The 26,977-nt window shown below is 70.6% G+C and carries 2 protein-coding genes; both read left to right on the forward strand.

The genetic code is table 11. The annotated features are described in order from the left end of the window. Window positions 1-193 precede the first annotated feature (193 nt). On the forward strand, window positions 194-25,858 hold the full coding sequence (locus tag JWS14_RS18500) for a non-ribosomal peptide synthase/polyketide synthase (protein ID WP_206014023.1): 25,665 nt from the start codon (window positions 194-196) through the stop codon (window positions 25,856-25,858). Beyond that, on the forward strand, window positions 25,855-26,877 hold the full coding sequence (locus JWS14_RS18505; protein ID WP_206014024.1) for an alpha/beta hydrolase: 1,023 nt from the start codon (window positions 25,855-25,857) through the stop codon (window positions 26,875-26,877). The genes JWS14_RS18500 and JWS14_RS18505 overlap by 4 nt, the downstream gene beginning before the upstream one ends. The last annotated feature ends 100 nt before the right edge of the window (window positions 26,878-26,977 follow it).

Consider the following 26,977-nt stretch of genomic DNA (forward strand, 5'->3'; position numbering starts at 1 on the left):
GGTTGCCGGGACACGCGAACGGGAAACGATCCCCCCGGTCTGTTTTGTCCGAAAATTTGACCATCGCGGTAGGTTATGCGACTCTTCCCTAGTCAAATCCATAGGTTACCCAAACCTAACTAGAGCTTTTCCGTAGTCGGTCCCCGGAGCACGAGTCGTCACCCGCTGCTCCCAGCAGATAAGAGAACGACCCTTGGAACCGGCAGAATTCGCGGCTGGTAGCCCCGCCCGCACCGAGACCAGTGGCAGCGACGACGCTGCGCGCCCCTTCGCACTGACCGCCGCTCAGCGCGGGATCTGGTTCGCCCAGCACCTCATGGGCGACGTGCCGATCACGATCGCGCAATACGTCGACATCGAGGGCGAACTGAATGTCGACGCCCTGCGACGTGCAGGTCAGGCCGCTGCCCGCGAGATCGGCAGCGGCATGCTCCGCATCGTCGAGGTCGACGGCGAGCCGCTCCAGACGGTCGACTTCACCCTCGACGACGGGGTGGAGCATCACGACTTCCGGACCGAGCCGGACCCCCACGCCGCCGCCCTGCGCTGGATGCGCGCCGACTACACCGCCCCGCTCGACCTGCTCTCGGACCGGCTGATCCGCGGCGCCACGCTGCAGATCGGCGAGCACCACCACCTCTGGTACTGCCGCATCCACCACATCGCGCTCGACGGGTACGGCGCGATGAAGTTCATGAACCGCGCCGCCGAGCTGTACACCGCCGAGGTCCGGGGCGTGGAACCCGCGGTGTCGGTGGCAGGCGACCTCCGGGACGTCTCGGCCGCCGAGGACGTGTACCGCGGTTCGTCCCGGTTCCTCTCCGACCGCGACTACTGGGCCACCCGCTCCCGGGACCTTCCCGCGCCGACCGGGCTCGCGGGCCGCAGTGCACCGGCGCAGGCCCGGTCGCGATGGCACGGCGGGCCGGTGCCCACCGGCATCGCCCGGGCGGTGGACGGGGCCGTCGAGCGTCTCGACTCCGCCTTCGCCGCCGTCGCCGTGGCGGCGACCGCCGCGTTCGTCGCCCGGATGACGGGTTCCGACGACGTCGTTCTCAGCCTGCCCGTGTCGGCCCGCACCAACGCGGTGCTGCGCCGGTCGGGCGGCATGGTGTCCAACGTGGTGCCGCTGCGGGTGTCGATCACCCCGGACACGACGGTCGCCGCGCTGGTCTCCGCCGTCCAGCTCGAACTCACCGGCGCGCTCCGGCACCAGCGGTACCGCAGCGAGGACATCCGGCGCGACGCCGGCGCCGCCCGGGATCAGCGGGGCTTCTTCGGGCTCGCGATCAACATCATGAACTTCCACTCCGAGATCACCCTCGGCGAGCTCACCGGGCAGTTCCACGTGCTGTCGACGGGACCCGTCGAGGACCTCTCCGTCAACCTCTACCCGAGTGTCGCGGGGAGTTCGTCGCGCATCGATTTCGAGGCGAACCCGGCCCTGTACGGCGACGGGGAGCTCGCCGAACACCACGCGCGCTTCCTCGACCTGCTGGCCCGGTTCGCCGACGCCGACGCGGACCCGGGCGCAAAGGTCGCCGCCCTGGACGTGCTGACCGCGCACGAGCACGCCCAACTCGTGCCCGCGGCCGGCCCGCAGGCACCCGGCCCGGCACTGCTGGCCGACCTGTTCGCGGCGGGTGTCCGCGCGAACCCGGACGGCACGGCGCTGATCCTCGGCGACAGCACGATCGGCTACCGCGAACTCGACGAGCGCAGCACCGCGCTCGCACGGCTGCTGCTGGACCGCGGGGTGGGCCCGGGCCACTTCGTGGCCGTGTCGTTCACCCGGTCCGTCGACTCCGTGGTGGCGGTGTGGGCCGCGGCGAAGTCGGGCGCCGCCTTCGTCCCCGTCGACCCGGCCTACCCGGCCGAGCGCATCGCGCACATGCTGTCCGATTCCGGGGTGACCCTGGGGCTGACGGCGACGGCGCACCGCGACGTGCTCGCGGGAACCGACGTCGACTGGCTCGCCCTCGACGACCCCGCCCTGGCATCGGCGTGCGCGCACATGGCGGTCGCGCCGGTGACGGACGCCGACCGTCCGGCAAAGCTGATGCCGCAGCATCCGGCGTACATGATCTACACGTCCGGCTCCACGGGTACGCCGAAGGGTGTGGTGGTCACGCACACCGGACTGGCCACGTTCGCCGCGTCGGCCCGGCCCGAACTTGGTGTGACCCGCCACTCGCGGGTGCTGCGCTTCTCCTCGTCGAGCTTCGACGCGTCCGTGTTCGAGATGGTGCAGGCGTTCAGTGCGGGCGCGGCGATGGTGATCGCACCTGCCGACGTCTACGGCGGCGACGACCTCGCGGCACTGCTCCGAGCGCAGCAGGTCACCCACATCATCAGTGCGCCCGCGGTTCTGGGCACCGTGGACGCCACCGGTCTCGACTCGCTCGAGGCCGTGGTCGTCGGCGGCGACGTGTGCCCGCCGGATCTCGTCGAGCGTTTCGGCGGCCGCTGCCGCCTGTACAACAGCTACGGCCCCACCGAGTCGACGATCGTCATCACCATGACGGGTCCGCAGACCGACCCCGCGGCGATCACCATCGGCGGTCCGATGCAGGGTGCACGCGCACTCGTCCTGGACCGCTGGCTGCGGCCGGTGCCGCGCGGAGTGACGGGAGAGCTGTATCTCGGCGGCCCCGGACTCGCCGAGGGGTATCACGGCCGATCGGGTCTGACGGCGTCCCGTTTCGTCGCCGACCCGTTCCCCGCGGCCACGGGCGACCGCCTGTACCGCACCGGCGACCTCGTGCGATGGAGCCGCGGCGACAGTCCCGTGCTCGAGTACGTGGGGCGCAGCGACTTCCAGGTGCAACTGCGGGGACTGCGCATCGAACTCGGCGAGATCGACGCGGTGCTGTCGGCACACGAGTCGGTGGACTTCGCCGTGTCCGCCGTGCACGAACGTGACGGTGGCACGCCGGTGCTGGTGTCGTACGTGCGAATCCGGCCGGATCACCGTTTCGATCCCGCCGCGCTGGCCGCGTTCGCCGGTGAATTCCTCCCGGCGCACATGGTGCCGTCGCTGACGGTGCCGCTCGACACCATTCCGCTGACACCGGCGGGCAAGGTGGACCGCAACGCACTGCCCGCACCCGAATTCGACATCACCGCAACGCCGTTCCGCGCACCGTCGACGCCGATCGAGCAGATCGTCGCCGACGCGGTGGCCGAGGTGCTGCACGTCGAGGCCGTGGGCGTCGACGATTCCTTCTTCGCGCTCGGCGGCGACAGCATCGTCGCGATCCAGCTGGTGTCGCGGGCCAAGGCCGCCGGTGTGGTGTTCACCCCGCGGGACGTGTTCGAACGCAAGACCGTTGCCGGCCTCGCCGAGGTCGCGGTCGACCTCGCGGCGGCGCAGAAGTCGCGTCTGCCCGAGCTGCCCGGCGGGGGAGTAGGCGTCCTGCCCCTCACGCCGATCGGCCGCGATGTCCTCGGTCGCAGCCGCGGCAACCGTACCAACCTCGATGCCTTCTATCAGGCCGTGACGCTGACGGCGCCTGCCGACGTCGACCTGCCGCGGCTGCACCGGACCGTCGCCGCGATCCTCGACCACCACGACGCGTTGCGCTCCCACCTCTCGGCGGACGGCCGGGAACTGATGGTCGAGCCGGCCGGATCCGTGAGCGCCGACAGCGCCGTCACATACGTACGTACCGATTGCGTTCCGGGCAACGCACGGTTCGACGCGGTACTCGACGCCGAGTGCCGGGCCGCGGCAGACCGTCTCGACACGGCCGCGGGTGTGATGCTGCAGTTGGTGTGGATCGACCCCGTCGATGCGCGCGGCGTACTCCTGGTGGTGGCCCATCACCTAGTGGTCGACGGCGTGTCGTGGCGGATCCTCGTGCCGGACTTTGCGACGGCCTGGGCGCAGGTGGCCGCCGACCGTGCCCCCGAACTTCCGCCCGTCGCGACGTCGGCCCGCCGTTGGGCCCATGCCCTCGTCGAGGCGGCCGAAACCGACTCGGTGCTCGACGAACTCGACGTCTGGCGGTCCATTCTCGACGGCCCGGTTCCGGCACTCGGTTCCCGTCCGCTCGATCCCGCCGTCGACACCGGCGCGACCACCGGCCGGGTGTCCGCCGAGATCGGACCCGACGCCACCGCCGACCTCCTCACGACCCTGCCGACCGCGTTCCGCGGGAGCGTGACCGACGGCCTCGTGACGGCACTCGGTCTCGCGTTCGCCGCGTGGGGCGGCGACCGCACGCTACTGCTGTCCCTCGAGGGCCACGGCCGCGACGAGACCCTCGTGCCCGGCGCCGACCTGTCGCGCACCGTCGGCTGGTTCACCACCGCCTACCCGGCCCGGATCGCACTGGGCGCGCTCGATATCGCGGATGCACTGGCCGGCGGGCCTGCCGGCGGGCGGGCCGTGAAGACGGTCAAGGAGCAGCTGCGTCGTATTCCCGGGAACGGCACCGGTTTCGGGCTTCTACGCCACCTCCGCGACGACAGTGCCGAGATCCTGAACTCCCTGCCCTCGCCGCAGGTCAGCTTCAACTACCTCGGACGCGTCGGCGCGGGCGACCTCCCGGACGCGGTGCGCGAGAACGGGTGGATTCCCGACGCCACCCGGATCGACGTCAACGCGTTCAGCGGCGCCGGACTGTCGACCGCCTTCGTCCTCGACATCAATGCGTCGGTCGGCGACGACGGCCGGCTGTCCGCTACGTTCGACTTCCCGTCCGGGGTGCTCACCGCGTCCGACGTCGAGCGGTTGGCGGAACTGTGGCGGACGGCGCTCGAGGCGCTGGCTTCGTACGTGCGGGGTGCGGGGCCCGCCGGACTGACCCCGTCCGACGTTCCGCTGGTGTCCGTGGACCAGGAGCGGATCGAGCTGTGGGAGAACAGTTACGGCCCGCTCGACGACATCTGGTCGCTGTCGCCGCTGCAGGCGGGTCTGCTGTTCCACGCCGGGCTCTCGGCCGGCGCGGTGGACGTGTACACCGCGCAGATCGTGCTGGACCTCGGTGGCGACGTCGACGCGAGCCGGTTGCACCGCGCGGCGCAGCGCCTGCTGGATCGGCACGCGGCGCTGCGGACCGCGTTCGTCTACGACACCGACGGCGTCCCAGCCCAGTTGGTCCTCGATTCGGTGACCGTGCCGTGGCGCGAGATCCACGTGCAGGGGTCCGGCGGATTGGACGAACTCGTCGCCGCCGAGCGCGCGACGCGGTTCGACATGGCGGCACCACCGCTCCTGCGATTCGTGCTGGCACATTCCGGCGACCGGTCGACGCTGGTGATCACCAACCACCACATCCTGTTCGACGGCTGGTCGATGCCGCTGTTCGTCAAGGACTTCCTGCTGCTGTACGCGTCGGACGCGCCGATCGCGGCACCCGCGCGCCCCTACCGCCGGTATCTGTCGTGGCTCGCCGGACAGGACCGCGCCGGCGCGCTCGACGACTGGGCCGCCGCCCTCGAGGGAGCCACCGAACCGACCGTCCTCGCCCCGCAGCACACGGGCCAGGGGTCGACTCCCCGGGACGTCGACATCCCGGTCACTGCTGAGGTGGCCGAACAGCTAGTCCGCATCGCCCGCGAGCACGGCGTGACCGTCAACACGGTGATTCAGGCAGCGTGGGGAATCCTGCTGGGCGGATTGCTGTCCCGTGACGACGTGGTGTTCGGCGCCACCGTCTCCGGACGTCCGGCCGACCTCCCCGGCGTCGAGGAGACGCTCGGGTTGTTCATCAACACCGTTCCCGTCCGTCTGCGCCTCGATCCGGACGAACCCGTGTCGTCCCTCCTGCGCCGGCTGCAGGTCGAGCAGGTGCGGCTCCTCGACCGGCACCACGTCGGTCTCACCGAGATCCAGTCGGTCGCCGGTCCGGGCAGCGTGTTCGACACGCTCACCGTGTTCGAGTCGTACCCCGTCGACCGCTCGGCCCTGGACCCCGACACCGACATCGACGGACTGCGGATCCGCGGAATCGACGTCACCGACGCCACGCACTACCCCCTCGCGCTCGTCACGGTGCTGGAGCCGGAACTGCGTCTCACGCTGGAGTACTCGGCCGACACATTCGGCGCGGACGACGCCCACCGGGTCTCGGATCGATTCGCGCGGGTGCTCACGGCGATGACCCGGCCGCACACCCCGGTCGGCGCCGTCGATCTGCTCGGGGACGCCGAACGTGCCCTTACCCTGCACGCGTGGAACGCGACCGAACGCTCGATCGACGCCGTCACCCTCGTCGATCTCCTGGGCGCCGCCGCGCTCCGCACACCCGACGCGGCGGCGGTGACGTTCGAGCAGGATTCGCTGTCGTACGCCGAATTCAATGCCCGCGCGAACGCCCTGGCCCGCCATCTGATCTCGCAGGGAGTGGGCCCCGAATCCATCGTGGCCGTCACGCTGCGCCGGTCGCTCGACCAGCTCGTCGCCCTCCACGCCGTCGTTCGCGCGGGCGGGGCCTACCTGCCCGTCGACCCCGGGCATCCGCAGGCGCGCATCGCCCACGTACTCGGCAGCGCCCGCCCTGCGCTGGTGCTCGCGACCGCGGCCGACACCGGGGTCGTCCCCGACGGCCTGCGCACGGTGCGGGTGGACCGGCTCGACCTGTCCACCGTCGCGACGACACCGCTGTCCGACGCGGAGCGTCTCGCGCCGCTGCGCCCCGGCCACCCCGCGTACGTGATCTATACGTCGGGTTCGACGGGACGCCCGAAGGGTGTGGCAGTGTCGCACGCCGCGATCGTCAACCGGCTGCTGTGGATGCAGGACAGCTACCCCCTCGAAGCGCACGACGTGGTGCTCCACAAGACCCCGGCCACGTTCGACGTGTCCGTGTGGGAATTGTTCTGGCCGTTGCTGACCGGTGCCCGCACCGTGATCGCCGAGCACGACGGGCACCGGGACCCGCACTACCTGTCCCGGCTGATCCACGACGAGGGTGTCACGACGCTGCACTTCGTCCCCTCCATGCTCGACGTGTTCCTCGAACACGCCGACACCGCGCTCTGCACGAGCGTGCGGCAGGTCTTCGCCAGCGGTGAGGCGCTCCCGCGGACCACCGTCACGCGCTTCCACCGCCAGTTCGGTGCCGCGTTGCACAACCTGTACGGGCCGACCGAGGCCGCGGTGGACGTGACGTTCCACCGCACCGATCCGTCCGCGACCGGTCCGGTGCCGATCGGTGCGCCGGTGTGGAACACCCGGGTGTACGTACTCGACTCCCGGCTCCGCCCGGTGCCCGTCGGTGCTCCCGGCGAACTGTATCTGGCCGGCACCCAACTCGCCCGCGGGTACGTGGGCCGCCCCGACCTGACATCCGACCGGTTCGTGGCCGATCCGTTCTCCGCAGGCGGTGCCCGCCTGTACCGGACCGGCGACCTGGTGCGCTGGACCGACGGCGGGGAGCTGGAGTATTTGGGCCGCACCGACTTCCAGGTGAAGCTGCGTGGACAGCGACTCGAACTCGGCGAGATCGAGGCCGTACTCCTGAACCATCCCGACGTGGCGCAGGCGGCCGTCCTGGTGCGCGGGGAAGGTTCTGCCGAACGGCTCATCGGCTACGTCGCTCTCCGGTCCGGAAGCACCGCGGACCCCGAGCGGCTGTCCGCTCACGCGGCTGCGGAGTTGCCCTCCTACATGGTGCCGTCGGCGTTCGTCCTCCTCGACGCGCTGCCCCTGGGTCCCAACGGCAAACTCGATCGCCGGGCACTGCCCGAGCCCGCACTCGCGACCGCCACATTCGAACCGCCGGCGACGGCCGCGGAGATCGCCGTCGCCCGGATCTTCGCCGACGTCCTCGGCGTCACGGACGTCGGCGCCACCGACAACTACTTCGACCTCGGCGGCAACTCGTTGACCGCCACCCGGGCGGTCGCCCGGATCAACGCCGAACTGGGTTCCGCGCTCGGTGTTCGGGAGTTGTTCGATGCTCCCACCGTCCGCGCTCTCGCGGCGGCGTCGACCGCGGATCCCGGGCACACCCGTCCCGCCCTCGTCGCCGGCAGGCGCCCGTCGCGGCTGCCGTTGTCTCCGGCGCAGTACCGGATGTGGTTCCTCAACCGTTTCGACACGACGTCCGGCGCCTACAACATCGCCGCCGCGCTGCGGCTCACCGGAGAGCTCGACGTCGACGCGCTCGGCGCGGCCGTCGGCGACGTCATCGCGCGTCACGAGGTCCTGCGCACCGTCTACCCCGATTCCGCCGACGGACCGCACCAGGTGGTGCTCGACAGGACCACCGCTGACCTGGCGCCGGCCCCGACCACGGAGCAGGAACTTCCGTTCGCCGTCGAAGACCTCGTGACCCGTGGCTTCGACGTGACGGCGAACGTTCCGCTGCGCGTGGCCCTGCTCCGCGTCACGCCGGACGAGCACGTGCTGGTTCTGGTGACCCACCACATCAGCGCCGACGGCTGGTCGATGGGACCCCTGGCCCGGGACGTCATGTCCGCGTATGTCGCCCGCGCGGCGGGCACCGCACCCGAGCAGCCACCGCTGCCCATGCAATATTCCGACTACGCCCTGTGGAAGCTCGACGTCCTCGGCGACGAGGGCGACGCCGGATCGCTCGCCGCCCGACAGATCGACTATTGGACGAACACCCTCGCCGGGTTGCCGGAACGGATCGAACTCCCCACCGACCGTCCGCGACCGCACGTCGCGTCGCACCGCGGTGACACCGTCGACTTCGCCCTCGACCCCGAGACGTACGGCGCGGTCACCGCACTCGCCCGATCCGTGCGGGCGACCCCGTTCATGGTGCTGCACACCGCCCTGTCCGTGTTGCTGTCCCGGCTGTCCGGTAGCACCGACCTCGCCGTCGGCACGCCGGTCAGCGGCCGCGGGGAGGCCGAACTCGACGACGTGGTCGGCATGTTCGTCAACACCCTGGTCTTGCGCACACAGGTCGACCCGGCGCTGACGTTCGGCGCGCTTGTCGAGCAGACCCGCGACACCGACCTCGCCGCCTACGCGCACGCCGACATCCCGTTCGAGCGGCTGGTGGAGATCGCGAGCCCGGCCCGCTCGACCGCCCATCACCCGCTGTTCCAGGTGGTGCTGTCGATCGACGACGTCGCGCCGCCGAGCATCGACCTCCCCGGACTGACCGTCGCGGCTCTTCCGCTCGACGAGGCCGTCGCCAAGTTCGACCTGCAACTGTCGGTGACGGAGAACGCGGACGGGTCCGGCGCCCGGGGCAGGTGGACGTTCGCAACCGACCTGTTCGACCGCGCGACCGTCGAGGCGTTCGGGCGCAGGCTCGTCCGGATTCTCGCCGCCGCGGTGTCGGAACCCGCCCTCGCGGTCGGTGACATCGACCTTCTCGACGACACCGAACGCGCCGCTCTCGTCACCCGCACCGACATCCGGAACCCCGGAAGTCGCACGCTTCCAGAGATTCTCGCCGACGGTGCCGCTGTGGGCGGCACGGCGCTGGTCACCGAGGACGGGGAACTGTCCTACGCGGAACTCGATGCCCGCTCGAATCGCCTCGCCCGGGTTCTTCTTGCGCGGGGCGCGGGCCCAGAAACGGTGGTCGCGGTGGCGCTCACCCGCTCCGCGCTGTCCGTGTCCGCGGTGTGGGCGGTGGCCAAGACCGGTGCCGCGTTCGTGCCCGTCGACCCGGACTACCCCACGGATCGCATCGAGCACATGCTGACCGACTCCCGCGCGGCGCTGGGCCTGACCGACTCTCACGCCGCGGCGACCCTGCCCGGAACCACCGACTGGCTCGTCGTGGACGACCCGGAACTGGGTGCGGGCGCGTCGGCCGATCCGATCACCGACGCCGACCGGACGCTGCCGTTGCGTGCCGAACACCCCGCCTACCTCATCTACACGTCGGGTTCGACCGGAATCCCCAAGGGCGTCAGCATCACCCACGCCGGCCTCGACAGTTTCGCAGCCGAGCAGGTGGAGCGATACGCACTCGACCCGCTCAGCCGGACGCTGCATTTCGCATCACCGAGTTTCGACGCGTCGATTCTCGAACTGCTGATGGCGTTCGCCGCAGGCGCGACGCTCGTGATCGTGCCGACCGCTGTGTACGGCGGGGAGGACCTCGCATCCCGGATCCGCGACCGGCGGGTGACCCACGCCTTCGTCACTCCCGCCGCGCTCGCCACCCTCGACCCGAACTTGCTGCCGGAACTCGGAACCGTCGTGGTGGGCGGCGACGCCTGCGATGCGTCTCTGGTGGAGAAGTGGGCACCCGGCCGCCGGATGTTCAACGCGTACGGGCCCACCGAGTCGACGATCATGGCAACCCTGTCGGGTCCGATGACGGCGGGCGACCCGGTGCGGATCGGCGCCCCGATCCGGGGAACCACTGCGCTGGTACTGGATTCGCGGTTGCACCCCGTTCCCGACGGTGTCGTGGGTGAACTCTGTCTGGCGGGGCCCGCGCTGGCCCGCGGCTACCACGACCGTCCCGCGCTCACCGCCGAGCGTTTCGTGGCGAACCCGTACGCCCCCGGGCGCCTGTACCGCACCGGCGATCTGGTGCGATACACCCCGAACGGTGAACTGGAGTACCTCGGCCGCGCCGATTTCCAGGTGAAGATCCGCGGCTTCCGCATCGAACTCGGCGAGATCGATGCCGCGGTCGCGGCGCACCCGAGCGTCGAATTCGCGGTCACCACCGCGGTAGCCGTCCGAAACGACGCGACGGCACTGGTGACCTACGTACTGCCCGCCGGCGGATCTGCTGTCGACCCGGTCGAGGTGACGGCGCACGCCGCCGGCCTCCTGCCCGGCTACATGGTGCCGTCCACCGTGATGGTGCTCGACCGGGTTCCGCTGACCCCGGCAGGCAAGGTGGATCGCACGGCCCTGCCGGAACCCGTCTTCGCGGTTCGCGCGTACGTGGCCCCGCGCACCGACACCGAACGGCTGATCGCGGCCGCCTACACCGACGTGCTCGGTGCCGAGATGGTGGGAGCCGAAGACGATTTCTTCGACCTCGGCGGCAACTCGCTGAGTGCCACCCGGGTGATCGGCCGGGTCAACGAGTCGGCGGGCACGTCGCTGGCAGTGCGGGTGATCTTCGAGGCGCCCGGCGTCGCCGCCCTCGCCGCGGTGATCGACACGGCCGAGCGCGGGGACCGCCCGGTGCTCGCCGGCATCGCACGGCCGGATCGTATTCCGCTGTCCGCGGCGCAGTCCCGGATGTGGATCCTCAACCGCTACGACCCCGAGTCGGTGGCCTACAGCATCCCGCTCGTGCTGCGCCTGTCCGGCGACCTGGACACCGCCGCCCTCGATGCGGCACTGCGGGACGTCCTGGAGCGCCACGAGGCGCTGCGGACCGTGTACCCCGAGTCGGCCGACGGTCCGTACCAGCGGATCGTTCCCCTGGGCGACCTCGTCGTGGATCTCGAACCGCGCCTGGCCGAGGACGAAGACCAGCTGTTCGCACTGCTGACCGCCGAGCTGTCGACCGGATTCGACGTGACGACGGCGGTCCCGTTGCGCAGCAGCATATTCCGACTGTCACCGGACGAACACGTCCTCGTCGTGGTGGTGCACCACATCAGCGCGGACGGTGCGTCGATGGGGCCGCTCGCCCGCGACCTGATGCTGGCGTACACCGCACGCGCCGGGCACCGGGAACCGGAATGGTCACCGCTCGCGGTCCAGTACGCCGACTACAGCGTGTGGCAGCGGCAGCTTCTCGGCGACGAGACGGATGACCGCAGTGTCGCAGCGCGTCAGGCCGCGTACTGGCGTCAGCAGTTGCGCGGTGCCCCGGAGCTGCTCGAACTTCCCACCGACCGGCGACGCCCGGCCGTGGCGTCGCTGCGCGGGGAGGTCGCGACGTTCCGCCTCGACAGCGCACTCGTCGAGCAGGCCACCGCATTCGGACGCAGCCACGGCGCCACCCTGTTCATGGTGGCGCACGCGGCCCTCGCCACCCTCCTCGCGCGCCTCGCCGCCACCACGGACGTGGTGGTGGGCACTCCCGTCGCGGGCCGCGGCGAGCAGGCGCTCGACGATCTGGTGGGCATGTTCGTGGGGACACTCGCGCTGCGCACCCACATCGATCCGGCGCACTCGTTCGCCGAGGTGCTGGGACATGTCCGGGAGACCGATCTCGCGGCGTACGACAACGCCGACCTGCCGTTCGAGCGGCTGATCGATCTGCTGCAACCGGCTCGCTCGCAGGCGTATTCGCCGATCTTCCAGGTGGCGCTGTCGCTCGAGGACCAGACCGTAGACCAGCTCGCCCTGCCCGGGTTGTCCGTGTCCGCCATGGATCTCGGTGTGGTGCCCGCGAAGTTCGATCTGCAGTTGACCCTCCGTCCCGACGGCACGGGGATGGCGGCGTCGTGGATCTTCGCCACCGATCTCTTCGACCGCGCCACGATCGACTCGTTCTCCGTCCGCTTCGAGCGGATCCTGCGGGTCGCGATCACCGAACCTGGGCGCGCGGTCGGCGACCTGGACCTGCTGGACGCCGCCGAACGCGCCACACTGACCGTGCTGCCCGCACCCTCCGCCGTGGCCGCGCGGGCGTTGCCGGACATCTTCGCTCGCGGAGCCGAACACGGCGGGATCGCACTCGTCTCGGAGGAGGGCGAACTCTCCTACGCCGACCTCGACGCGCAGTCGAACCAGTGGGCGCGCGTGCTCATCTCGCACGGCGTCGGGCCGGAAACGGTGGTGGCGCTGGCACTTCCGCGGACGGCGCGGGCCGCACTCGCCGTGTGGGCCGTGGCCAAGACGGGCGCCGCGTTCGTGCCCGTCGATCCGAGCTACCCGCGCGAACGCATCGAGCACATGCTCGCCGACTCGGGTGCGACGCTGGGGTTGACCGACACCGCCACCGCGGCGGTGCTGCCCACCGGCGCCGAGTGGCTGTTGCTGGACGACTCCGCACTCGTCGCGTCGGCCGCGCCGGTCACCGACCGCGACCGCACGACGCCGCTGCGCCTGGCACACCCGGCGTACCTGATCTACACGTCCGGCTCCACCGGAACACCGAAGGGCGTCACGGTCACCCACACGGGGCTGAGTGCGTTCACGGCGGAGGCGCGCCCGGAACTGGGCACCACGGCGCAGTCCCGCGTGCTCCGGTTGTCATCGGCGAGTTTCGACGCCTCCGTGTTCGAGATGATCCAGGCGTTCAGCGCCGGGGCCACCCTCGTGATCGCACCGCCGTCCGTGGTCGGCGGCGAAGACCTCACCGCCCTGCTCCGCGACCAGCGCATCACCCACGTGCTCACCGCCCCGGCGGCACTGAGCACCGTCGACGCCCGTGAACTCGACGACCTGCGCACCGTCGTCGTCGGGGGCGAGGTGTGCCCGCCGCAACTGGTCGAACAGTTCGCCCCGGGTCGTCGCTTCTTCAACAGCTACGGACCGACCGAGACCACCATCGTCGTCACCATCGGTGAACCGCTCACCCCGGTCGACGACATCACCATCGGCAGCCCGCTCGACGGCACACAGGCACTCGTCCTCGACTCCCGGCTGCGGCCCGTGCCGCGCGGTGTCACGGGTGAGCTGTATCTGTCCGGCCCCGGCCTCGCCCGCGGCTACCACGCCCGGCTCGGCCTGACGTCGGAACGGTTCGTCGCCAATCCCTTTGGATCCCAAGGATCCCGGATGTACCGGACCGGCGACCTGGTGCGGCTGCGCACCGACGGGCAGCTCACGTATGTGGGCCGCGCCGACTCCCAGGTGAAACTGCGGGGCCTGCGCCTCGAACTCGGCGAGGTCGAGGCCGCGCTGTCCCGGCATCCCGATGTGGTCGCCGCGGCAGCGTCCGTCCACCACCACCCTCGGCTCGGCGATCAACTCGTCGGCTACGTCGTGCCCGCGCCGGGCACCAGCCCCGACGTCTCCGGCATCCTGGCGGCGGCGGTCGAAGTCCTGCCCCGCGCGCTCGTGCCGGCGACCGTCACCGTGCTCGACGCCATTCCACTCACCCCGGCCGGCAAGATCGACCGCCCGGCGCTGCCCGCCCCGACGTTCGCGGCGCGGACGGAGTTCCGGGCGCCGTCGACCGCGTCCGAACTACTGGTCGCGCAGGTGTTCACGGATGTTCTCGATGTCGAGCGGGTGGGCGCCGACGACAGCTTCTTCGAGATCGGCGGCAACTCCCTGTCCGCCACACAGGTGATCGCCCGCCTGCGCGCGGCCACGGGCACGTCCCTGTCCGTGCGGTCGCTGTTCGACGCACCCACCGTCGCGGCACTGGCCGCCGCCGTGGACGCCGCCGGACAGTCCGACCGTCCGGTCCTCGAGGCACGTCCGAGACCCGATCGAATTCCGCTGTCCCCGGCGCAGGCGCGGGTGTGGTTCCTCAACCGGTTCGACCCGGCCTCCGCCGTCGACAACCTGCCGCTCGCCCTCCGCCTGACCGGAACGCTCGACGTCTCCGCGCTGCGGACAGCTCTCGGCGACGTCCTCGAACGGCACGAGGCGCTGCGCACGATCTACCCCGACTCACCCACCGGTCCGCACCAGGTCCTGCTCGCCACCGAATCGGCGCTCCCCAGCCTGACCGTGCTCGACGTGAGCGAGAGCGAAGCGTTGCAGCGGGCCCTGGAGTTCGCGGCCACGGGATTCGACCTCACCGCCGAATCGCCCCTGCGCGCCGGTCTGTTCGCGGTCTCCGAGAACGAGCACGTTCTCGTCGTGGTGGTCCATCACATCGCCGCCGACGGATTCTCGCTCGCGCCGCTGGCCCGCGACGTGATGCTCGCGTACACCGCACGCGCGCAGCAGGACGTGCCCGCGTGGTCGCCGCTCCCGGTCCAGTACGGCGACTACAGCCTCTGGCACCGCGAACTGCTCGGCAACGAGCACGACCCCACGTCGCTCGCGTCTCGCCAGACCGACTACTGGGCGCGCACTCTCGCCGATCTTCCGGACGAGCTCACCCTGCCCACCGACCGGCCGCGCCCGCGTCGGCAGTCGCACCGCGGCAGGGAACTGACGTTCACCGTCGACGCCCACACCCACGGGTTGCTGCGCGAACTCGCGGCCGCCCGCGACGCCAGCCTGTTCATGACCGTGCACGCCGCATACGCACTGTTCCTGAGCCGGTTGTCGAACACGGCGGACATCGCGGTCGGGACTCCAGTCGCCGGTCGCGGCGAGCAGGCCCTCGACGACCTCGTGGGCATGTTCGTCAACACCCTGGTCCTGCGGACCCAGATCGACCCGGCGGCCACGTTCGAGGAACTGGTGGAGCGCACCCGCGAGACCGACCTCGGTGCGTTCTCGCATGCCGACGTGCCGTTCGAGCGGCTGGTGGAAGTACTCGATCCGGTTCGCTCCCAGGGGCGGCACCCGCTGTTCCAGGTGGCCCTGTCCTTCCACAATCTCGCCCCCGCCACGTTCGACCTGCCGGGACTCGTGGTCTCGACCGTCCCGGCAGAGCTGCAGACCGCCGAGTTCGATCTGCATCTGACGCTCACCGAGCAGGCCGAGGGCGGTATCCACGCGTCGTTCACCTACTCCACCGACCTGTTCGACGCCTCGACCGTCGCCACGTTCGCCGAACAGTTCACGCGCATCCTGCGGGCCGTGGCCGCCGACCCATCCGCAACGGTCGGTGATGTGTCGTTGCTCGATTCGGGTGAGTACGACGAGCTGGTCGACATTCGCAACCGGACGGTCCATCCGCTGCCCGAGGCCCTGCTGCTCGACACCTTCGCAGATCAGGTTCGCCGGACCCCGGACGCAACGGCGATCGTCTTCGAGGGCGAATCGCTGACCTACCGGGAGTTCGCGAACCGGGTCAACCAGGTCGCGCGGGTCCTGATCTCCGAGGGTGTCGGACCGGAATCGCTGGTGGCCCTGGCCATGCGCCGCTCCCTCGACCTGGTCGTCGGCATGTACGCCGTCCTGACCGCCGGCGGCGGCTACGTGCCCGTCGACCCGGACCACCCCACCGACCGCATCGGCTACATCCTCGACGCCGCCGACCCGACCTGCGTCCTGACCACCACCCGGGACGCCTTCACGAGCGACAGGCCCGTCCTCCTTCTCGACACCCTCGATGTCGACGGCGTTTCCTCGGCGCCGCTGACGAATTCGACGGTGCACCCGGACGGTGTGGCGTACGTGATCTTCACGTCCGGTTCCACCGGCAAACCGAAGGGCGTCGCAGTCACCCACCGCGCCATCGTGAACCAGATCGCGTGGATGGCGAACCAGTATCCGCTGGGCGCCGGCGACGTGTACCTACAGAAGACGGCGACGACGTTCGACGTGTCGCTGTGGGGCTTCTTCCTGCCGCTCCGGGTCGGTGCCACCCTCGTGGTCGCGACCCCGGACGGGCACCGCGACCCGCAGTACCTCGCCGAGCTGATCGACCGATACGGCGTCACCGCAACCGACTTCGTCCCGTCCATGCTCTCCGTGTTCGCGGGGTCCGTGGATCCACAGCAGATCACGTCCCTGCAAGACGTGTTCGTGATCGGGGAGGCCCTGCCCGCCGCCACCGTCCACGACTTCACCGACATCTCCACCGCCCGGGTCCACAATCTCTACGGGCCCACCGAAGCCGCCGTCTCCATCACCTACGCCGACGTCACCGACACCCCCGAGGGCGGCGCCGTCACCATCGGTACCCCCGAATGGAACAGCCGCGTCTACGTCCTCGACTCCCGGCTGCACCCCGTCCCCGCCGGAGTCCCCGGCGAGCTCTACCTCGCCGGCGTCCAGCTCGCCCGCGGCTACCACGGCCGCGTCGACCTCACCGCCGACCGCTTCGTCGCCGACCCCCACGGCGCACCCGGCGAACGGATGTACCGCACCGGCGACCTCGTCCGCTGGACCACCACCGGCGAGTTGGATTACACCGGACGCACCGACTTCCAGGTCAAATTCCGCGGCCAACGCATCGAACTCGGCGAAATCGAAACCGCCCTCCTCACCCACACCGGCGTGTCGCAGGCCGCGGTCCTCGTCGTCCCCACCCCCACCGGCGACCACCTCGCCGCCTACGTCGTCCCCACCACCGGCACGAACCTCGACACCGAGGAAATGCGCACCCACATCGCGCACACACTGCCGACCTACATGCTGCCCGAAACTATCCTCGTCCTCGACAGCTTCCCCCTCGGCACCTCCGGCAAACTCGCCCGAAAAGCCCTACCCACACCAACATTCCAGACCCGCACCTTCCGGGCCCCGACCACCCCCGCCGAGACCTCCGTCGCTCACACCTTCGCCGACGTCCTCCACCTCGACCGCATCGGCCTCGACGACGACTTCTTCGCCCTCGGCGGCAACTCCCTCATCGCCACCCAGGTCGCAGCCCGACTCGGCCGCGCCCTCGACACCCGCATCCCCGTCCGCGAACTCTTCGAAAACCCCACCGTCGAAGCACTCGCCGCCCGCGTCGCCGGGCTCGCCGGCACGGGTGGCGGGACGGCACTCGAGGCGGCCCCGCGTCCCGAGCGAATCCCGCTGTCGCCGGCACAGAACCGGATGTGGTTCCTCAACCGCTTCGATCCCGAGTCGGCCGCCTACAACCTTCCGCTCGCCATCCGGCTGACCGGAATCCTGAACGTCGCGGCCCTCGACACCGCCGTCCACGACGTGCTGGAGCGTCACGAGTCGCTGCGTACCGTGTTCCCCGACGACGGGGACGGCCCCGTGCAGGTGATCCTGCCCGCAGACCGGGTCGACCTCGATCTCACCCCGGTCGACGTGACCGCCGACGAACTTCCGGACGAGGTTCGCCGCACCCTGCACGGCGGCTTCGACGTGACCGCGGGAATCCCCATCCGGGGAAGGCTTCTGCGCACCGCCGTCGATGAATACGTGCTCGTGATCGTCGTGCACCACATCAGCGGCGACGCCGTGTCCATGGGCCCGCTCGCCCGCGACGTCATGGTCGCCTACACCGCCCGAAGTGCGGGCCGGGCGCCGGACTGGTCACCGCTGCCGATGCAGTACGCCGATTTCGCGATCTGGCAGCATGCGGCACTCGGCTCCGAGACCGACCCGGAATCGTTGTCCGCACAGCAGATCCGGTACTGGACCGAAACGCTGTCCGGGCTCCCGGACCTGCTGGAGCTGCCCACCGATCGTCCCCGCCCGGCCGTGCCGACGCAGCGCGGCGACACTGTGCGCTTCGACATTCCGGCGGCGACCACCGTGGCACTCGAGCAGACGGCCCGCGATCACGGCGCCACCGTGTTCATGGTGCTGCACGCGGCGCTGGCGATCGTGCTGTCGCGGCTGTCGTCGACGTCCGACATCGCCGTCGGCACCCCGGTCGGGGGTCGCGGCGAGCAGCACCTGGACGACCTGGTCGGGATGTTCGTCAACACCCTCGTCCTGCGCACGCACGTCGCGGCGCACGAGAGCTTCACCGAACTCCTGACACGGGCGCGGGACACCGACCTCGGCGCGTACGGGCACGCGGACATCCCGTTCGAGCGGCTCGTCGACGTCCTGGCCCCCGCCCGCACGCAGGCCCACACACCGCTGTTCCAGGTGGCGCTGTCATTCGAGCATCGCGGCGTCACGCGATTCGAATTGCCGGGTGTGACCGTGGAACCCGTTCCGTTCGAGGCGGACACCGCCCAGTTCGACCTCGCGTTGGTCGTTTCCGAGGGCGAGTCGCCGGCCGGATTGTCGGGCGCGTTGCGCTTCGCCACCGACCTCTTCGACCGCACGACCGCGGAGGACTTCGCCCGGCGGTTCGTCCGTGTCCTCGACGCCGCCGTGTCCGACCCTGGCGCGGTCGTCGGCGACATCGACCTCCTCGATCCGGCCGAGTGGGCCGCGGTCCCCGTTCGAGGTGTGCCGTCGGCGCCCCCGGCCACCCTCGTCGGCCTGATCGACGCCGCCGTCCGGACCGATCCGGAGTCGTCCGCGCTGAGCTGGAACGGCCGGGAGTACACGTACCGCGAGGCGGACGAGTGGTCCACGCGGCTGGCCTGGGTGCTGCTCGCGCACGGTGTGGGCCCGGAAACGTTCGTGGCCCTTGCCCTCCCGCGTTCGCTCGAATCGGTGCTGTCCGTGTGGGCGGTCGCCAAGACCGGTGCCGCGTACGTGCCGGTGGATCCGACGTACCCGGCGGATCGCATCGCGCACATCCTCACCGACTCGGGCGCCACCCTCGGTGTCACGCTGTCCGGTGAGCGGGCCGCGTTGCCGGACACCGTTGTCTGGCTGACCCTCGACACCGCCGACGTGACCGCCCGGCACGAGTCCGCGAGCTCCGAACCGATCACCGACAGGGACCGGATCCGCCCGGCCCGCGTCGAGAATCCGGCGTACATGATCTACACGTCGGGCTCGACGGGTCTGCCCAAGGGCGTCGTCGTCACCCACGGCGGCATCGCGAACCTCGCCGCCGAACGCCGCGAGCACTACCGTATCGAACAGTCGTCCCGGTTCCTGCACAAGGCGTCGCCGAGCTTCGACATGGCCGTCGGCGAGATGGTGTCGGCACTGAGCGCCGGCGCCACGCTGGTGATCACACCGACCGAGATCGTGGGCGGCGACGAACTGTCCGGCCTCCTGGATCGTCAGCGGGTCACCCATGCTCTGATCACCCCGGCGGTGCTGGCCACGATGGATCCCGACGGGCACCCGCAGTTGCGGGTGCTCGGTGTCGGTGGCGAAGCGTGCACCCCCGAACTGGTGGCCCGTTGGCAACCCGGACGCACCATGCTCAACGGCTACGGGCCCACCGAGGCCACCGACATCTCCACGGTCGGCGACCTCGTATCCGGTGCACCCGTCACGATCGGGCACCCGGTGCGCGGCTTCGAGATCATGGTCCTCGACACCCGGCTGCACCCCGTCCCCGCAGGCGTGCCCGGCGAGCTGTACGTCGCGGGACCGGCACTGGCCCGCGGCTACCACGCCCGGCACGGCCTCACCGCCGAACGGTTCGTCGCCAACCCCTACGGCGCACCCGGCGACCGCATGTACCGCACCGGCGACGTCGTCCGCTGGACCGGAACACACGGACTCGAGTACTTCGGCCGCGGCGACAGCCAGGTGAAGATCCGCGGCAACCGGATCGAGCTGGGGGAGATCGAGTCGGCGGCGTCCCGGCACGACACGGTCGGCCAGGCGGCGGTCGTCGTCCACGACACCCCGTCGGGTCAGCGTCTCGCCGCCTACCTCGTGCCCGCAGCCGGTCACGCAGTCGACACGGATACGATCCGCCGCCACCTCGAGGATGCTCTGCCGGCGCCGATGATCCCGGACGCCTACGTGGTGATCGAGGCGCTGCCGGTGACGGTGAACGGGAAGCTCGACCGCGCGGCGCTGCCGGAGCCCGTGTTCGTCACCGCGTCCGCACGGTTCCGGGCGCCGGTCACCGACACCGAGAAGGTCCTGGCGGCCGTGTTCGCCGAACTCCTCGGCGTCCCGACGGTCGGCGTCGACGATTCGTTCTTCGGCCTGGGCGGCGACAGCATCGCGTCGATCCAGCTGGCGTCGAGGGCGAAGGCGCACGGGCTGATCATCTCGCCCCGGGACGTGTTCGAGCACAAGACCGTTGCCGCTCTCGCACTGGTCGCGGCGCGGGCCAACGACACCGAACCCGGCGTGCTCGAGGAACTTCCGGGTGGGGGTGTCGGCCCGCTTCCGCTCACCCCGGTGATGCGTCTGGTCACCGAGCGCGGGGGCACCCTCGACCGCTACTCGCAGTCGGTCGCGCTGGAATTGCCGGTGGGCATCGACCGGGTGGGTCTGCTCGCGACCCTGTCCGCCGTGATCGATCACCACGACATGCTGCGTGCCCGTCTCGTCGGCGGCGACGCGCTCGAAGTGGCACCGGCAGGCGCCGTCGACGTCGCCTCCCTCGTGCACCGGATCGACTGGGATCCGCGTGTCGATCCGACGGAACCGGCACGCCGGGAACTGGATTCGGCGCTGGGCCGCCTGAATCCGCGGGCCGGCATCATGTTGCAGTGCGTCTGGCTCGATCCGGTGGGCACACCGGGACGCAGTGGCCGTCTGATCGTCGCCGCCCATCATCTCGTGGTCGACGGCGTGTCCTGGCGCATCCTGATTCCGGATCTGATCGCCGCCTGGGCGCAGATCTCGTCCGGTGGGGCCGCGACGCTCCCGCCGGTCGGCACGTCGATGCGGCGATGGGCGCACGCCCTCACCGAGGATGCACGCAGCACGGAACGTGTTGCGGAACTGCCTCTCTGGCAGCGGATTCTCGACGGTCCCGATCCGACGCTCGGAACCCGGCCGTTCGATCCGGCCCTCGACGTCCTGGCGACGGTCGATCACGTGCGCGTCGAACTCGACGCGTCCGTGACGCGATCACTCGTGACCTCCGTTCCGGCTGCCTTCCGCGGCGGTGTGGGCGACGGGCTGATCGCCGCGTTCGCCCTGGCCGTGAGCGCCTGGCGACGACGCCGGGGCATCGAGGAGCCGTCGCTGCTCCTGCAACTCGAGGGCCACGGACGCGAGGAGCAGGCGGCGCCCGGCGCCGATCTCTCCCGCACGGTCGGGTGGTTCACCAGCGTGTATCCGGTCCGTCTCGACCTCGGCGGCATCGACGTCGACGCCGCCCTGGCGGGGACGGCCGACACCTCCCGTGCCGTCAAGGCCGTCAAGGAGGACCTGCTCGCGGTGCCCGCCCGCGGACTGGGCTACGGGCTGCTGCGCCATCTCAACTCCGAGACCGCCGCCGCGCTGCAGCAACTCCCGACCCCTCAGATCAGCTTCAACTACCTGGGCCGGGTCTCCGAGGCCGACATCCCGGAGGAGTTCGCGCACCTGGGCTGGACCCCCGCCACGGACATCGACGACCTCCGGGGCGCCGGCAACGACGACATGCCCGCCGCCGCCGTTCTCGACGTCAATGCGATCGTCACCGGCGTGGACGGTGAATCCCGGCTGACCGCCACGTTCTCGTATCCCCGGGAACTGCTCTCGGATACGGACGTCCGGGAACTGGCCGACCTGTGGACGCGCGCGCTCACCGCGGTCGCCGCGCACGTGGACAGCGGGACCGCGGGCGGGCTCACCCCGTCGGACGTACCCCTCGTCCTGGTGGGGCAGCGCGACCTGGAACTGTGGGAAGAGCAGTTCGAGGCGCTGTCCGACGTCTGGTCGCTGTCGCCGTTGCAGCACGGGCTCGCGTTCCACGCACAGCTCGCGCGGGACACGGTGGACGTCTACACGACGCAGACGGTGCTCGAACTCGGCGGCGTCGTGGACGCCGACCGGATGCGTGCGGCGATCTCCGCGCTGCTCGACCGGCACCCGAACCTGCGCACCGCGTTCGTCGGCGCGAGCACCGGCGAGCTCGTCCAGGTGGTCCTCGACCGCGTGCAGATTCCGTGGCGCACCATCGATCTCGGGGCTATGGACGAGGCCGCCCGGTTGGCTGCGCGGGACGAGGCGCTCGCCGCCGACCGCGAACGCCGATTCGACCTCGCGTCGCCCCCGCTCCTGCGGTTCACGCTGATCGACGACGGCGACGGGCACCACGCGCTCGCCGTCACCCTGCATCACATCCTCGTCGACGGCTGGTCCATGCCGCTGCTGCTGAAGGAACTCCTGGTCCTGTACGCCACCCGGGGTGACGCGTCCGTGTTGCCGCGGGTGCCGTCGTACCGCGCGTTCCTGTCGTGGCTGGCGTCGCGCGACCGCGCCGCGTCCCGGCAGGTGTGGGCCGAGGCGCTGACCGGCGTCGAGCAGCCGACGCTCGTCGCCTCCGACGGTCCCGGACTACCCGGACCCGCAGAGGTGGCCGCGGTGGACGCGGACGCCGGACCCGGCCTCTCCGCGCAGCTGACCGCGCTCGGCGCGGAACTCGGTGTCACCCTCAACACGCTGGTGCAGGCCGCGTGGGGAATCCTGCTGTCCCGCATGCTCGGCCGCGACGACGTCGTGTTCGGGGCGACGGTGTCGGGGCGGCCGGCGGAGCTCGAGGGCGTCGAGTCGATGGTCGGCCTGTTCATCAACACCCTGCCCGTGCGGGTGCGGGTCGACCCGGACGAGTCGGCGGCCGGCCTCCTGATCCGGGTGCAGCGGGAACAGGCGACCCTGCTCGATCACCACTATCTCGGCCTGAGCGACGTGCAGCAGACCACCGGCAGCGGTGCGCTGTTCGACACTCTGACGGTGTTCGAGTCGTATCCCGTGGACACCGCGGCGCTGGCCGAGGTGACGTCGATCGACGGCATGACCGTCCTCGGGGTGTCCGGCGAGGAAGCCACCCACTACCCGCTCACCCTCACGGTGTTCGCCGAGAACGGGTTGCGGTTCACGCTGAGGTATCGCACCGACGTGTTCGACGCGACGTACGTGACCGCGCTCCGCGCACGGCTGCTGAAGGTGCTCACCGCGCTGGTCGCCGACCCCGCCGCACCGATCGGCGGGATCGAGATCCTCGACCCCGAGGAACGCACTGCCCTCGCCCCAGTCCGTGGTCTGCCGACCGCAGCGCCGGCCACACTCGCCGGGATCATCGACGCCGCCACGACTTCCGCGCCGGACGGGATCGCGCTGTCCTGGCAGGGTCGTGACTGGACGTACCGCGACGCGGACGCCTGGTCGAACCGTCTGGCCCGGCTTCTGCTCGCGCAGGGCGTGGGACCCGAAACGTTTGTCGCGGTCGCGTTGTCGCGGTCGGTGGAATCGGTGCTGTCGGTGTGGGCGGTGGCCAAGACCGGCGCCGCGTACCTCCCGGTCGATCCCACCTACCCGATGGACCGCATCGACCACATGCTGTTCGACTCCGGCGCCCACCTCGGCATCACCGTCGCCGGGGAGCAGGACGCCTTGCCGGACAGCGTGTCCTGGCTCGTCCTCGACGAACTCGCGGGCGCACTCGAAGCCGCGCCGGCCACCCCGGTGACCGATGCGGAACGCGCGCGGCCCGTGCGCGTCGAGAATCCGGCGTACATGATCTACACGTCGGGCTCCACCGGGCGACCCAAGGGTGTCGTGGTCACCCACGGCGGGCTGGCGAACCTCGCGACCGAACGTCGCGAGCACTACCGCGTCGACCCGTCGTCCCGGTTCCTGCACAACACGTCGCCCAGCTTCGACATGGCGGTGGGCGAGATGATGTCCGCCCTCTCCGCCGCAGCGACTCTGGTGATCACCCCACCGAGCGTGATCGGCGGGGAGGAACTGGCGGCCTTCGTCCGCGGCGAGCACGTGACGCACGCGCTGATCACCCCGGCCATGCTGTCGTCGATCGACCCTGCGGGGTTGGAGGAGCTGCGGGTACTCGGCGTCGGTGGCGAAGCATGCACCCCCGAACTGGTGGCCCGCTGGCAACCCGGACGAACCATGCTCAACGGCTACGGACCCACCGAGGCCACCGACATCTCCACCGTCGGCGACCTCGCAGCCGGGCAGCCGATCACCATCGGGCACCCGGTGCGTGGATTCGAGGTCATGGTCCTCGACGCGCGGCTGCGTCCCGTCCCCTCCGGGGTTTCCGGCGAACTGTACGTCGCGGGACCGGCACTGGCCCGCGGCTATCACGCCCGGTACGGCCTCACCGCCGAACGGTTCGTCGCCAACCCCAACGGCGCACCCGGCGACCGCATGTATCGCACCGGCGACGTCGTCCGCTGGACCGCGGCGGGAGAATTGGAGTACTTCGGCCGCTCGGATCACCAGGTCAAGGTCCGGGGCTATCGCATCGAACTCGGCGAAATCGATGCCGCCGTACTGGAACACCCCGACGTCGACTACGCGATCACGCTCGGCCGCCGCGGCCCGTCCGGCGACACCGTGCTCGTGTCGTATGTGGTCCCCGCCGCGGGATCCGCCCCGGATCCCGCGCGGATTCGAGCGTTCGTGTCCGAGTTCCTCCCGACGCACATGGTGCCGTCGGCGGTGGTGTGCATCGATTCCGTCCCGCTCACGCCCACCGGGAAGCTCGACGTGGATGCGCTGCCCCGCCCCGATTTCGTTGCCGCCGAATACCGTCGGCCTGCCGAGGGGCACGAGAGCGCGATCGCGACGGTCTTCGCCGCGGTCCTCGGGGTCGACCGGGTCGGCGCCGACGACAACTTCTTCGACCTCGGTGGCACGTCGCTGTCCGCGATGCGGGCGATGAGCCGTCTGCGGGCAAGCAGCGACGTGACCGTGTCGCTGCAGTGGCTGATGACCGAACCGACACCGGCCGCGATCGCCGCGCGCATGGACGCGGCCGACGGCGACACCGCGGACACCGCCCTCGACGTGGTCTTCCCGATCCGGGCCGACGGCGCGGGTACGCCGATGTTCTGGATTCACCCGATCAGCGGACTGTCTTGGTGCTACACGGGATTCGCCGAGCACATCGACAACGACCGGCCCGTCTTCGGCATCCAGACCCCGGCCGTCGCCGGGGAGGTGCTGCCCGGCTCGATCGAGGAACTCGCCGCCCGGTACCTCGCCGAGGTGCGGAGGATCCAGCCGGACGGTCCCTACGATCTGGCCGGCTGGTCGATCGGCGGCGTCATCGCCCACGCGATGGCGGTGCAACTGCAGCAGTCCGGACACGCGGTCGGCTCACTGGTGATGCTCGACAGCTTCGCGGAAACGCAGCAGTCGCAGGAGATCACCGAACAGCCGGCACCCGGGGACGGCGAGGACACGGCCTCAGTGCTGTCGGCCCTGAGCCCCGAGCACGTGCGCCGCCTGACCGCGGCCGCGCACCACAACGCGGGCCTCATGCGCGACTACCGGCCGGGATTGTTCGACGGGGACGTGCTGTTCTTCACGGCGGCGCACGACGACCCGACGCTGCGGCGAGCGGTCGGCACCTGGCGTCCCTGGGTGAACGGGCGGATCACGAATCACCCGGTTCAGTCGAATCATTGGCAGATCACCGAACCGGCCGCGGTCCGGGTGATCGGCCCGCTGCTCGCCGACTACCTCACCGACGGCGCGAATCACGTTTCGAGAATGGAGATCGACCGATGAGACTGTTCACCGCGGGCGTGGCCACCGTGGCCGCAGCGTTGCTCCTGGGCCTGCCCGGCCCGGTAGCGATGGCCGAGCCCGCCGACGGCGGTGCGGTGGTGGCGCCGAGCGCGTCCGGCAGCCTCGACCGGATCGAGAAGATCGACGATCGGCGCTGGAACGTCTTCGTGTACTCGCCGTCGATGAACGAGGTCGTGGAACTGCAGGTGCTGCGCCCCGCCGACACCAGCGTTCCGCGTCCCACGCTGTATCTGCTGAACGGGGCCGGAGCCGGTGAGGACGGCGCCAACTGGATTCGGCAGACCGACATCGTCGACTTCTTCGCCGACAAGAACGCGAACGTCGTGATCCCCGTCGGCGGCTACATCAGCTATTACACCGACTGGCGGAACGACGACCCCGTCCTCGGGCGCAACCAGTGGCAGACGTTCCTCACCGAGGAACTGCCGCCGGTGCTGGACACCGCGCTCGGCGCCAACAGGGTGAACGCGATCGGCGGACTGTCGATGTCGGCCGGCTCGGTGATCGACCTCGCGGTCCAGGCACCGGGCCTGTACCGGGGTGTCGCGTCGTACAGCGGTTGTGCGATGACCAGCGACCCGATCGGGCAGAACCTGGTCCGGCTCGTGGTCGAGGTGGTGGGCGGCGGCAACACCGAGAACATGTGGGGCCCCACCGACGACCCGGCCTGGACCGCACACGACCCCTACGTCAACGCGGACAAACTCCGCGGGCTCGAGCTGTACATCTCCAACGCCAGCGGACTGCCCGGACCGTACGAGGCCCTCGACGCCGTCCGCCCCGCCGCGGCGCCCCCGCTCCCGGACCAGATCGTGATCGGCGGCGTCATCGAGGCGGCGACGAACTACTGCACGCACCGGCTGGTCGACCGGCTCGACACCCTCGGCATCCCCGCGACCGTGAACTTCCGGGACACCGGCACACATTCGTGGGGCTACTGGCAGGACGCCCTGCACGAATCGTGGCCCGTCCTCGCCCGGGCCCTCGAACTCACCTGACACCAGCCGTATGTCCTCGTCGTCGAGCGGAGTATCGGCGGCCATGCACTGTGTGAACCGACGGCGAAGACTTGGTGCCCGAGTTGCACTTCTGATGGCA

It is taken from the genome of Rhodococcus koreensis (assembly GCF_017068375.1).
Classification (GTDB): Bacteria; Actinomycetota; Actinomycetes; order Mycobacteriales; family Mycobacteriaceae; genus Rhodococcus_F; species Rhodococcus_F koreensis.